Source organism: Brevibacterium sp. FME17 (assembly GCF_014897515.1).
Classification (GTDB): domain Bacteria; phylum Actinomycetota; class Actinomycetes; order Actinomycetales; family Brevibacteriaceae; genus Brevibacterium.
The window spans coordinates 1-11,751 of the sequence record NZ_JABUYD010000022.1; the positions used below are offsets into that span (position 1 = coordinate 1).

General features: G+C 57.9%; 11 protein-coding genes. 3 read left to right on the plus strand and 8 right to left on the minus strand.

Annotated elements, in window-relative coordinates:
- Positions 1-293: 293 nt before the first annotated feature.
- The 6 genes from INT40_RS16430 to INT40_RS16455 all read right to left on the minus strand — a co-directional run bounded on the left by INT40_RS16430 (position 294) and on the right by INT40_RS16455 (position 5,984).
- On the minus strand, positions 294-1,007 hold the full coding sequence (locus tag INT40_RS16430) for an IclR family transcriptional regulator (RefSeq protein WP_096161358.1): 714 nt from the start codon (positions 1,005-1,007) through the stop codon (positions 294-296).
- A 45-nt stretch (positions 1,008-1,052) separates the two neighbouring features.
- On the minus strand, positions 1,053-2,255 hold the full coding sequence (locus INT40_RS16435; RefSeq protein ID WP_193096525.1) for a CaiB/BaiF CoA transferase family protein: 1,203 nt from the start codon (positions 2,253-2,255) through the stop codon (positions 1,053-1,055).
- An 11-nt stretch (positions 2,256-2,266) separates the two neighbouring features.
- Positions 2,267-3,547, minus strand: a complete 1,281-nt coding sequence (locus INT40_RS16440; protein WP_193096526.1) for a TRAP transporter large permease — start codon at positions 3,545-3,547, stop codon at positions 2,267-2,269.
- A complete protein-coding gene (locus INT40_RS16445) occupies positions 3,544-4,092 on the minus strand; it encodes a TRAP transporter small permease (RefSeq protein ID WP_226831548.1) in 549 nt (182 codons plus the stop codon). Before INT40_RS16445 ends, INT40_RS16440 begins: the two co-directional genes overlap by 4 nt.
- Positions 4,089-5,171, minus strand: a complete 1,083-nt coding sequence (dctP, locus tag INT40_RS16450; protein WP_096161128.1) for a TRAP transporter substrate-binding protein DctP — start codon at positions 5,169-5,171, stop codon at positions 4,089-4,091. The genes INT40_RS16445 and dctP overlap by 4 nt, the downstream gene beginning before the upstream one ends.
- Before the next feature lie 114 nt (positions 5,172-5,285).
- The gene (locus INT40_RS16455) at positions 5,286-5,984 is read right to left on the minus strand and encodes a FadR/GntR family transcriptional regulator (protein WP_193096527.1); all 699 of its coding nucleotides are present in this window, start codon (positions 5,982-5,984) and stop codon (positions 5,286-5,288) included.
- A 205-nt stretch (positions 5,985-6,189) separates the two neighbouring features.
- Here INT40_RS16455 and INT40_RS16460 point away from each other — a divergent pair, with 205 nt between their 5' ends.
- Positions 6,190-7,359, plus strand: coding sequence for an acyl-CoA dehydrogenase family protein (locus INT40_RS16460; protein WP_193096528.1), 1,170 nt, complete (start codon positions 6,190-6,192; stop codon positions 7,357-7,359).
- Here the strand turns inward: INT40_RS16460 and INT40_RS16465 are convergent.
- Positions 7,313-8,275, minus strand: a complete 963-nt coding sequence (locus tag INT40_RS16465) for a LysR family transcriptional regulator (RefSeq protein WP_096161131.1) — start codon at positions 8,273-8,275, stop codon at positions 7,313-7,315. The two genes, INT40_RS16460 and INT40_RS16465, sit on opposite strands and share 47 nt — an antisense overlap.
- Positions 8,276-8,429: 154 nt before the next feature.
- On the opposite strand from INT40_RS16465, the gene INT40_RS16470 reads away from it, so the two are divergent.
- Positions 8,430-9,380 (plus strand): DMT family transporter, encoded by a 951-nt coding sequence (locus INT40_RS16470; protein ID WP_319022014.1) that lies wholly within the window; start codon positions 8,430-8,432, stop codon positions 9,378-9,380.
- A gap of 24 nt (positions 9,381-9,404) precedes the next feature.
- On the opposite strand, the gene INT40_RS16475 is transcribed toward INT40_RS16470, so the two are convergent.
- A complete protein-coding gene (locus INT40_RS16475) occupies positions 9,405-10,433 on the minus strand; it encodes a siderophore-interacting protein (protein ID WP_257930147.1) in 1,029 nt (342 codons plus the stop codon).
- Between the two features lie 285 nt (positions 10,434-10,718).
- On the opposite strand from INT40_RS16475, the gene INT40_RS16480 reads away from it, so the two are divergent.
- Positions 10,719-11,687, plus strand: coding sequence for an ABC transporter substrate-binding protein (locus INT40_RS16480; RefSeq protein ID WP_193096529.1), 969 nt, complete (start codon positions 10,719-10,721; stop codon positions 11,685-11,687).
- The last annotated feature ends 64 nt before the right edge of the window (positions 11,688-11,751 follow it).

The following is an 11,751-nucleotide window of genomic DNA, read 5'->3' on the forward strand; positions in this document are numbered from 1 at the left end:
GCGTGGGTGCCTCCTGCCTCGATCGATCCGGGTAGGCGACCGATCTTGCATGCGAGGTTCGTGGCTCAAGACGTCATCGACACACTCTTCGACGAATGAGTTGGAGTGGACTATAGCCGCTTTAGGTGCCTGGGCTTCCACTCGCTGGAAGCTGAGCGTGCCAGATCATGCTTGCGGGAAGAGGACCTCTTTCTGGAAGCGAGGCGAACTTGAACACCGGTCTCCGGTGGCAACTGGTTTTACTGGCAGCTGCCTCCCGGCGCTACACCACGTGGAAGTAGATGACCATAATTTCAGGGTTGACCGAACCCCGCGCGCTCGAGCAGCTCGCGCGCAATATCTCCGTAGTGTTGCAAGTGTGGTTCTGTCCTGGTGGTTGGGCCCGCGATTGTGATCGCTGCATTGAGCACCGAGTCGACGAATACTCCTACTGCGGTAGCTGCCACGTCGGGAACTGTCTCTCCGCGATTGAGTGCGGTTCCGGAGGCGCGAATTCCAGGCAGTTCTGCTTGCAGCTTCGACCGCTGGTTGGGCTCGAATTTTGCGAGCAGTTCTTCGTCCCCGGGTTTCGGCTGTAGTGCGAAGAACAGCTTTCCTGAGGAGGTTGGTAACAAAGGGCGTCTGACTTTGAGCTGCGGGACATAGCAGACTTCATAGTCAGCGGGCAGACTGTGAACATAGACAACCGAGCTGGCAACACGAATGGCCACAGTTACGGTCTCACCAGTGCGAGCTGAGATCTCTTCGAGCACATCCTCAATGAGCAGCACAATCGAGTTCTCAGCTGGGCCGAGGACATGCGCGACGCCTGTGCCGAGCATGTAGCCGTCGTGGACTTCGTCGAGATATCCTTCCGCGCACAACCCCTTCACGAAACCGTAGACACTGCTCTTGGGGGCTTCGAGCTCGCGTACCAGGGTCGTCAGGCTGACAGCTGTATCTCCCGATCGGGCGACCGACTCAAGTATTCGAACAATACGATTGACCGTACGATGTGTCGATGTCATGGACTCTCTCTTACCGGATAGTGGTGTGAGAGACAGCGTACAGAGTCAATTCGAATAGCCGATCATGTCGAAGACCTCGGCGCGGTCGGCATCGATTGCCGACGTCCCTCTCACCGGGGGCCGTGGATGGTTGACGAAAGTGAGAGGTGATCCTACGTGGACGAAGTCGCCCTCGTTTGAGTGTGAGGCACGCGAGAGCATCGACGACGTTCCCAGATATTCGTCAGTTGGTATTTCCTCGACCTTCATGACCTTTTGAACTGGAATGGAAAGAACCTCGCATTCCTCCTTGATCTGCGTACACGTACGTGTCGAGGCATACTCGGCGAGAACGGACTCATAGACTCTCGGATTGCGAGTCCTTGCCTGATTTGAAAGTAGATCAGGGTGGTCCAGGTAGTCGGGTCGATCAATGATTGTGCAGAAATCAGCCCAGTTCTTGTCTGTATAGGGCATTACACACATGAAGCCGTCGAGAGCTTGATGAGGCCTGTGTTCGGGGGAGAGTACACGCGACCATCCGACATCTCCGCGGGGAGGGGAGTAGGTCTGGCCGCCAAGGTGTTCGACCAACGTGAACGCCGCCATGGTTTCGACCATCGGAACATCGACCCACGTGCCCTTTCCGCTCGCCTGCGTTTTGAATAGGGCTGCCAAAACTGCCTGGACCATGGTCATTCCGCAGACTTTGTCGGCCACGACATAGGGAGAATAGCTTGGCCTGCCATCGCGCAAGCTGTATGTGTCTGCGACACCAGACCCTGCTTGGATGATGTCGTCGTAAGCTGGCCGATCACCCAGGTCGGAATGGGAGGAGAAGCCCTGCGCAGTGCACAGGACCGTTCGAGGATTCAGTCGGCGGACATTCTCCCAGTCAAGCCCGTAGCGACGTCGTCGCCGGGGCAGCAGATTGGTGATAATGACATCCGACCAGCCGATGAGGTGTTCGAGGACCGGCCGATCGGCTTTGGAGCCGGCATCGATCTCGATGCTGTGTTTTGAAGCATTGAGGTTCATCGATAGCACGCTGTCTCCGGATACCCCACCAAGTCCTATGCGTCGGCCGATGTCCCCGCCCGGTTGCTCGGCCTTTATCACCGTGGCACCAAGATCGGTAAGGATCTTCCCTGCATACGGCGCCATTATGACAGTGCCCAATTCGAGAACCTTCAAACCGTCCAAGACGGGCCGGGTAGACGCTGAAGGATCGGTTTTGTCCGAACTTGGTTGAGAAGGAGCGGAGTTCACTGCTTATTTCCTCAATTCACACTTGTGGTCAGAAACAATGACAGATCGGGGAACACGAATATCAGGGTCGTGACGATGAGCATTGCAATAATGAAGGGAACTGAGCCCATGAAAACGGTTTCGACTCTGATTCCGGCCGCGCGAGACACGACAAACGCGTTGAGCCCCAGGGGTGGGGTGATCAGCCCGATCTCTGCTAAAAGTATGACGATTACGCCGAACCAAATCGGGTCGAAGCCGAGCACTTCGACAACTGGAAGAGTCACCGGAACTGTCAGAGCGATAATCGCCATTTGATCCATGAAGAACCCGAGCACTAAATAGATGAGCGCAAAGATGACGATGACGAGAGTCGGAGCGATCGCTAGACCTTGGACGTATTCCACCACTGTTGGAGCGACCTGAGTTTGTGTAAGGAAGATCCCGAACACATGTGCCGCGAAGACGATGGAGAGTATCATCGCGCTGCTGGAGACGCTGCCCACAACAGCGGATTTGAGGTTTGACCAGGTCATCGTCTTCATCGACACCATAAGGAAGAGCCCGCCTAAGCATCCAAGCGCCGCGGCCTCGGTGGCGGTTGCGATCCCGAGAAAGACCGTTCCTACGACTACGGCGAACAGGAAGGCAATCGGCAGTAGGCCTTTCAAAGCGGTGAGCTTGGCCATCCATGGAGTGCGCTCGGTTGCAGGAGCATGTCCACGTAGACCCATCACCCAGACTGTGATTGCCAGTCCCAAGCTCATGAGTATGCCGGGGATGACTCCGGCGAGCAGCGTCTTTCCGACGCTGGTTTCAGCGGTGATGGCGTAGAAGACCAGCAGGATACTCGGCGGAATCATCGCAGCCAGTGTGCCCGCGCTTGCGACCGTTCCGCTCGCAAGTCTGGGACTGTAACCCTGCTTGAGCATTGTGCCTGTAGAAGTGTGGGCAAGTGTGGCTGCTGCGGCTGTTGAAGACCCCGACACTGCCGCGAAGCCTGCGCCTGCCAATACCGCTGCGATGCCGGTTCCGCCTCGAATTCGTCCGATCAACGTACTCGCCGAGTTGAACAAGGTGTCCAAGACCCCACTCTTGAGAACGAGATGGGCCATGAGGATGAAGAGTGGGATTGCAGCGAGCGAATTGCTACCGACCGAGCTCATCGGAATGACTTCGAAGACTCCGATGAGGTTCTCGCTACCTCCCACCCACAACAGACCAATACCAGCTGCGCCCAGGATCGCGAAGGGAATAGGAACCTTGATGAGGATGAGAATCAGTAGGACGACGCTGATTGTTATGGCGATCACGCGTCTTCACCCCCGGTTGCGTTGGCATTGGCTGATGATGAACCTGTGATGACATTAGGAGTGTCGACGACAGCGACGAAGAACAGGGCCGCAGCTCCCACTGGCTGACTAAGTTGCCACAGCCATGTCGGAATTGGAATCTCGCTTGAACCCGGAGGCGGAGCGTCGCCTAGAGTGAACGAATCCATGGCCGTCACCATGCCTCCGTATGTAAGAGCCGCAGTAATGAGGATGAGTACTAGATGCCCGATGATGCGGGCACTCGTACGCCACGCAGTTGGCAATCTGTCGTAGACGAGCTCCGCAGTGACATGTCCCGCAGTCAGATACAGCCAGGGCAGCGCAAGGAAGACGGACATTGGCATGAAGATCCGCTCAACTGCACTGATATTCCAACCAAGAGGGTTGGTGAAGACATAACGCATCAAGGTCTCTGCCAGCATGACCAGCGCCATGGCTGTGATCGCCACACCGGCAAGCGTCACGCTGACGATCTTGATGGTGTGAATCGTCCGCTGTATCGCCGATCTGTGTTCACGAGTCATTTCGAGTTCCCTTCGTATCGCGCGATGAGAGCTTCGTACTGGGAGAGCACCTGTGAACCCGGTTTGCCGATCGAATCCATGTTTTCGGCCCATTGTTTGCGCACAGGTGCCAGCTTGTCTTCGAATTCCTTCATTCCCTGAGCATCGGGGGTCTTGAACTCGACCCCGTCCTTGCCGATCGCGTCGATTGCTGCTGGGGTCTCGTCATTGACCGCCTGACACAGGCTGTTCTGCGCATCGTGGCCGGCCCTCTCGATTCGACTCCGCATTGCAGGGTCAAGTTCGCTCCATGTCTCTTCGCTGATGACATATGGAATCGCGAATGCTCCGATGTTCAGTCCTGTCGTCGAGTAGTCGAGTACCTCTTGCAGCTTGTACGGGAGCACGCTGATGAAGGGAAAAGCCACGCCGTCCACAGTCTTCCGGGACAGCGCTTCATATGCCTCGGGCGCCGGCATGCTGACAGCTGCCGCCCCGAGGTCGGAAAGAGTCGCGTCGAGAGCTCCGCCTGAAGTTCTGATATTGAGTCCGCGAAGGTCCGAAGGAGAATTGATCTGGCGGCTGACAGTCAGAATCTCGTAGCTGGGAAGCACCGACACCCACAGTGGACGCAGACCACGTGGTGCATATTCCTCTTGGTAGAGAATTCCTCCCGGGGACATCATGTCGAACAGAGCTTGTGCGCCCACGCAAGAATCCTCAACCATGCCTGGCAAGTCGGACACACTGGATAAGGGAAGCTGGTCGGAGAGATAGGCCGCCGAAGCGGGGGTAATGTCAAGAACTCCCGATCGATTGAGAGACACGAGGTCTCGCGGAGTCCCCATTTGTCCTGCCGGGTAATAGGCGAAGTCCAGTGTTTCCTCTGAACCGCCGATAGGACCGCTGTCGGGATCCGAAGCTTCGTCCATGAAGATGCTGACTCCGGATTCCGCGAAAATATGTGTGGGAGCATAGCTGTCGGCCAAGGACAGAGTAGTCGTGTCTGCAGTTGTTGCCGGGGTACATGAACTCAGTGTCGTTGACGCCAGAATGAGGACGGCGGACAGTGCTGCTATGACCTGTGTGCGTGACTTCATTACACCTCCATTGGTATATGCGCACGAAGGGTACGTATTAACGAATACTGTAGACGAAAACAGGTTGCCCAACAAGGGTGATCTCACTGGTTAAACTTCGCTCGGTGAGTGACTTCAGTGTTTGTTGGACAACCGGATATGGGCGTGTAGGTGCTTGCGCATCACGTCGGCAGCACGGACTCCGTCACGCGACTTAATTGCAGAAAAGATGTGCTCATGGGCTTGCACCACTTCCCGAAGCTGACCCGGCCCGACAAGATGAGGGTCGTCGGTGAGTACTTCAATAGGGCCAATGAGCCCCGCGAGGATCGCGGATAGGGCGTGATTGTGGCTTCCCTGGGCTATGTGGAGATGAAAGCGAGCGTTGGCCCGCAGGAAAGCCGGCCGATCGGCTGGGTTGCCAACTGGCCGGATAGCCGCAGTCATCTCCGATTGGATTGCTGAGAGTTTGCCAATTTCATCCTCGCTCATTCGAGTCGCAGCGAGGTCGGCACACTGGGGCTCGATGGCCAGGCGAGTCTCCATGAGATCACGCTCCGCGATTCCGCCAGTTCCGATGACGAGCTGGAGAGAGCTTGTCACTGTGTCCCCACTCGGCGTGGTGACGAAACTACCGCCATTCCGGCCGATTTTTCGCTGGATCATTCCCTCGGAGGCCAATGCCTGCAGGCCGGCACGAATTGTGGTGCGGCTGAGTTCGTAGTGCGCGGCGAGTTCGCGTTCCGCGTCTAGCCTGGTGCCTGCAGGTAATGTGCCGTCGAGAATTCGTGAGCGCAGCTCGGCGACGAACCTGGAAGTCTCGGTCGTGTTCATGAGTTCTTTCTTGAGTCTGACGGGATCCTCGATTACATTCTATATTGGTACTACCAAATAAAATGCGATCGAACTCGTTGTACAACGACAACCACGGAGGGTCGGATGAGAATTTCGGGTCTAGGTGTGACAGCGATTCGCGCGTATTAGCCGCAATCGTCGAATCGTTCGACCTTATGGCACTGAATTTATCGAGGAGATTATTATGGCGGATTTCGCCTTGACTGATGATCAGCTGATGGTGCGCGAAGCCGCCCAGGAAATTGTGGCTCAATTCGACGACGAGTACTGGGCTGACAGGGACGCCAACCATGAGTTCCCGACGGAGTTCTACAACCTGCTGGCGGAGAAGGGGTGGCTCGGTCTGACTACGCCGACTGAGTATGGGGGCCACGGTCTTGGCATCACAGAGGCGACCCTATTGCTCGAATCGGTTGCAGCTGCGGGTGGTGCTATGAACGCGGCGAGTTCGATCCATATGACGATCTTTGGTCTACACCCGGTAATCAAGCACGGCAGCGAGGAGCTCAAGAAGGCTAACTTGCCGCTGATCGCGGAGGGTAAAACGCACGTATGCTTCGGAGTGACTGAGCCTGACGCAGGTCTTGACACAACTCGAGTGACTACTTTCGCGAAGCGGCGGGGCGATGAATATGTAATCTCTGGCCGTAAGGTTTGGATTTCGAAGGCGATGGAGTCCGACAAGATCCTTTTGTTGGCGCGCACCACGAAGCGTGAAGATGTCGAGAAGCCGACAGACGGTATGACCTTGTTCTTTACTGACCTCGACCGGACTCATGTGCAGATCAACCCGATCCGCAAGATCGGACGCAACGCAGTCTCCTCCAACGAGCTCGTTATCGAGGGCCTCGTGGTCCCTGAATCACATCGAGTGGGCGAGGAGGGCGAGGGGTTCAAGTACCTCTTGGACGGACTTAATCCGGAGCGCATGCTCATCGCGGCAGAGGCTCTGGGGATCGGACGTGCGGCACTTGCCAAGGCGGTCAAGTATGCAAATGAGCGGGTCGTCTTCGATCGGCCCATTGGTATGAATCAGGGGCTCCAGTTCCCATTGGCAGATTCCCTCGCGAAGCTTGACGCTGCTGAGCTGGCACTTCGGAAGGCTACTTGGGCCTACGATCAAGGGCTGGCAAGTGGTCGGGAGGCAAACACAGCAAAATATCTGTGTGCCGAGGCTGGGGTGGACGCTGCGGATCGCGCGGTTCAGGTGCACGGTGGAATGGGATACTCAGAGGAGTACCATGTGGGGCGTTATCTTCGGGAAGTTCGGCTCATGAAAATTGCACCCGTGAGTCAGGAGATGGTGCTTAACTACCTCGGTTCCCACGTTCTCGGGATGCCGCGAAGCTACTGAATCGAGCCGCGGTTCCTCTGCTCTTCTCGGCATCGTCACTGGCAAGTTCATGAAGAGCAGAGATCGCATCATCGATGACTTCCTGCTGCGGATGACCAGGGTCGCTGATGGCGTGGACATAGCGGATCGGCTCGGGTGCTGCCAGTGGCACGATAGCCACTCCGGCTGGAAGTTGGTCGATGCCGAGGCGGGGGAGCAGGGTGATCCCCAATCCACGGCTGACCATGTGGAGCGCGGCGACGTACGAGTGGGCTTCGTGTTTGAACTGCACCTGAACTCCAGCCCTGGCGCAGGCGTCGAAGAGGATCGTCCTGCATGGTCCCTCGCCTCTATCGTTGTCGATCCACGAGTATCTCTCCACTTCGATCAGCGAGAGTTCTCTGCGTGTGGCCAGCTCGTGGTTTTCGGGTACAGCGACGACGTACGGATCTTCAAGCAGAAGGCTGCTGTTGATCTGAGGTGGAAACGGTGGGTTTTTGGATTCGGTGATGATGATCTGGATGTCGGACCGACCCTCATGCCATTGATCCTCAGCCAAGTTGAGTTGAACTGCCGTATTCGGGAACTTATGTTCGAGGAAGAGCACCAGTTCCGGCATCCATCGGTTGCCTGCGGTGCTGAAATATCCGATCGACAGTCGGTTGACTCGGCTGTCTTTCAGATCTGAGATGCGCTGCTGCAGTCGGCTCGACGATTCGAGGACTCCGTCGACCTCTCCCATAATGGCGGTGCCGGTATCAGTCAGGCACAGGCCTCGGCCTCGGCGTCGGAACAATGTCAGGCCAGCGTTCTCTTCGAGCAGCTTGAGGTGATGGCTGACTGCCGACGGTGACAGGCCGAGATGCTGAGCTGCTGCTCGCACGGAGCCGGTGGCGGCAACGGATTTGAACGATCGCAATTGGATGACATTGTTCATTCAGCAACCGTACGGACTCTGCGCACAGATGTGCAATAGTGTGCGCTTTTAATTGACGGCAAGCAGCAGAATAATCGTAGCCATGAAGGACTGCTCCGACGCCGGAAATTGCGCGCCGATTCAGATGACCGCCACTGCCGCCTCGATTTTTGACGTGCCCCCGCCACCGGTCGAGCCAGTCGCGGAAGAAACTCCGCCACGGATCATGCCGTGGATAGCGGCGTTGTTGACGATGGTCTTCTGGGCCTCGTCGTTCGTCGTCATTCGCGATGCCGGCGACCACTACTCCCCAGGTCCTATGTCACTGCTGCGGATGGGCGCTGCTGTGATCGTCCTCTCCGCCTGGATGCTCTTTCGCAAGCCGAGGTTCCCGACCTCGAAGATGACATGGCTGATCATGCTCATCTGGGGAGTTGCCTGGTTCGCCGGGTACACGGTCGTCCTCAACGCGGCCGAGCAGTCGATCGACGCAGGAACAGCTGCGATGATCGTCAACATCGGCCCACTCTTGGTCGCCGTCTTTGCGGGGCTGTTTCTCGGCGAGGGGCTGCCGATCAGGCTGCTCATCGGCATAGTGGTTTCGATGGCTGGAATCGGGATGATCACGGTGGCCAGCTTCACCGGAAAGTTCACCATCGGCGGCATGCTCCTCAGTCTCACCGCAGCGATTCTCTATGCCTCCTGCGTGCTGCTGCAGAAACGGTTCCTGTCCCACACTGATTCTGTGACCGTGACCTGGGGAGGCATTCTTACCGGAACCCTTGCCTGCCTCGTCTTCGCGCCCGGATTGATCGCCGAGGTGGCCCAAGCTCCCGTCGACATCACCGTTCAGATCATCTACCTCGGCGTAGTGCCCACCGCACTCGCCTTCAACCTGTGGGGATATGCGATCCGTTACCTTCCGGCTGGTGTCCTGAGCTCTTCGGGGCTGCTTGTCCCCGCGATCGTCGTCGTTCTCGCCTGGCTCATTCTCGGCGAAGTTCCACCGCCGCTGGCAGCGCTTGGCGGCGCATTCTGTCTCTTCGGTGCGGCTTTCACCATAGTCCCGCAAGTGCTGCGTTCGACCTCAAAGAGCTCGACGGCGAATCGAACTGCTCACAACTGAACCCGAGTGGCGCCGCGACGATGATCAGCCTTCGGCTTTGCCCTGACGCCAATAACCCATGAACGCGATCTGATGACGATCGACGCCCACTTCTTGGACGAGGTAACGACGCAGACGCTTGACAGGGCCGGCCTCACCCGCAATCCAGGCATAGAACGGGCGGGCATGCTTGTCGGTGCCACTCGAACTGCCTTGAGCGGCCTGCGTCAGCGCAGCCGGCACATCCCACAGAATCTCTTCGTCGATGTTCACGTCGTCGAGCTCAACAGACCGTTTGCTTGGCGCGCCGGCACTCATGTTCGCACCCGTACCAGCACCCACCTCGGCGAGGGCATGGTCCTCGACTCTGACAGCATCACGGACAGCCGGCTCAAGCCGCTGACCATGGGCGGCGGTGTCGCGGGGCAGCCACTGGATCTCGAACCCTGCGGGCGCGTCCAGATCAAGAACATCCTCGGCGGTCGGGACCTCGAGAATTGCCTTGCCCTGCACCTTGGCGTCCTTCAGTGACTCAAGGATCGATGCGATCGCGGGCACCGCGGTCTCGTCACCGGCGAGGAGGATGGTGTCGGCATCCGCGGGTGCGAACTCGATGCCGGCCGTGGGTCCTTCGGCATGACGCGATGGTCCGATGATGTGCAGGCTGTGGCCGACCTCGGCGTTCTGCGCCCAGGCGGCAGCGGGGCCCGAGTGGCCCTGATCGTCGGTGTGGAGAACCATGTCGACGACGAGTTCGCAGGCTTCTTCGCGCCATTCGCGCACCGTGTAGGTGCGCATTTCACCGCGCATTTCAGGGTCGAGCTGCAACCATGCCTGGTACCAGGACACGCCGGAGTCGGGGTCCTGCTCATCGAGGAAACGGAGGAGATCGAACTGCGGCTTCGTTGCTCCGGCCGAGGGGATGATGAGTTTGAACCGCAGGTCACGGGGGTGACTGCTGCATCCGAAGTCCCTGAGTCCTTCGCCGCCGAAGGTGATTCGGCGGAAAACGGGGCTGAGATCTTCGATGCCGATTACGGTGGCCTCGAAGGCGGTGATGGGTGCTTGTGGCACAAATGCTCCTTCGTCCCTCGCCGTGGCGGGGAACTCGGTACGTCCGCCCGTGGAGAGAAGCTCTCTGCGGGCGGTGTGGTGCAGGGTCATCAACCAGTCTACGCCACTTGAGTAAGGATAGCCTTCCCAAATAATGCTACGGTGTTCTCGGCTGGCGTCCAAGGGCCCCGATCGGTGACGTTCAGCTGCTCACCAGACGAAGATCCAGCTGCGTGCCAAACGAATTGTTCACCCCCTCGCTCGATTCCACCGATCGCAGCACAGACGAATACCGGAAGATCATCCATGCGCCGCCGCCAACTGCTCGCATTATCCGTACTCGCTCCATTCGCCCTTGCCGCCTGCGGCAGCCCCGGGAGTGAAGCTGCCACCACAGGGACAACCGGGACGCAGGGCTTCTCCTATAGTCCGAAAGGTTACGATGACCTCACCATTGAGCTGGACCGCCCAGCTGAACGGATCGCAATGGACTTCTACTCCGCCGCGGCGCTTGCCCCCTATGGAATCAAGCCGGTAGCCGTCTACGGCTTCGGTCAGAATGAGTCCCCCGGAAAGTCGTTTGACCAGACAGGGGTAGAAGTCGTCGGCACCGATATGGAGTTCGACCTCGAAGCCCTCGCGGCGACGAATCCCGACATCATCATCGCCTATGGCAATGACAAAGGCGATGGGTGGACATGGTGGGACGACAAGCTGAAAGACCAGGTGGCGAAGCTCGTTCCGTTTGTCCCGGTCAAGCTCGACGGTGGAACGCCAGAGGACATGTTTGCCCAATATGCCGCGATCGCACAGGCGCTCGGCAGAGACACTGAGACTGGGGAGATCGCACAGCAGCGCAAAGCATTCGATGCCGCTCGACAGAGAATCCGCGACATCATTGCTGACAAGGACTGGCTGACCGTGCTGCTCGCGAACTTCAGCCCCGAGATCAACTACACAGCCAAGAAGTTGGGTGTCGCGAAGATGCTCACCGATGACGGTCTGAATCTCGTTGGGCCCGAGTCTGGGAAGGACACCAGCTGGGCCGAAGTCTCCTGGGAGAAGATGAGCGACTACCCAGCAGACGTCATTCTCGTCCACGACGCATCGACCGACTACGAGGACAACCCCATCTTCAAAAGTCTGCCCCCGGTCAAGCACAAACAGCTCGGCACCTGGGACGACAAACGCGCCTACACCTACGACGGCTACACCGACTGGCTCGGCGAACTCGCGGATGTGTTGGAAGAAGCGAAGGACATCAATAAGGACTGAGTTCCGAACCCCAGGGATAAGATCAGCGTATTGAGTCCTTCGACACTGCTCAGAACCGGAGTCT

Excerpts from the sequence above, each read along its gene's own strand:
- INT40_RS16430 (WP_096161358.1), bottom strand. The coding sequence starts at position 1,007 with ATGACATCGACACATCGTACGGTCAATCGTATTGTTCGAATACTTGAG.
- INT40_RS16445 (WP_226831548.1), bottom strand. The coding sequence starts at position 4,092 with ATGACTCGTGAACACAGATCGGCGATACAGCGGACGATTCACACCATC.
- dctP (WP_096161128.1), bottom strand. The coding sequence starts at position 5,171 with ATGAAGTCACGCACACAGGTCATAGCAGCACTGTCCGCCGTCCTCATT.
- INT40_RS16455 (WP_193096527.1), bottom strand. The coding sequence starts at position 5,984 with ATGAACACGACCGAGACTTCCAGGTTCGTCGCCGAGCTGCGCTCACGA.
- INT40_RS16460 (WP_193096528.1), top strand. The coding sequence starts at position 6,190 with ATGGCGGATTTCGCCTTGACTGATGATCAGCTGATGGTGCGCGAAGCC.
- INT40_RS16465 (WP_096161131.1), bottom strand. The coding sequence starts at position 8,275 with ATGAACAATGTCATCCAATTGCGATCGTTCAAATCCGTTGCCGCCACC.
- INT40_RS16480 (WP_193096529.1), top strand. The coding sequence starts at position 10,719 with ATGCGCCGCCGCCAACTGCTCGCATTATCCGTACTCGCTCCATTCGCC.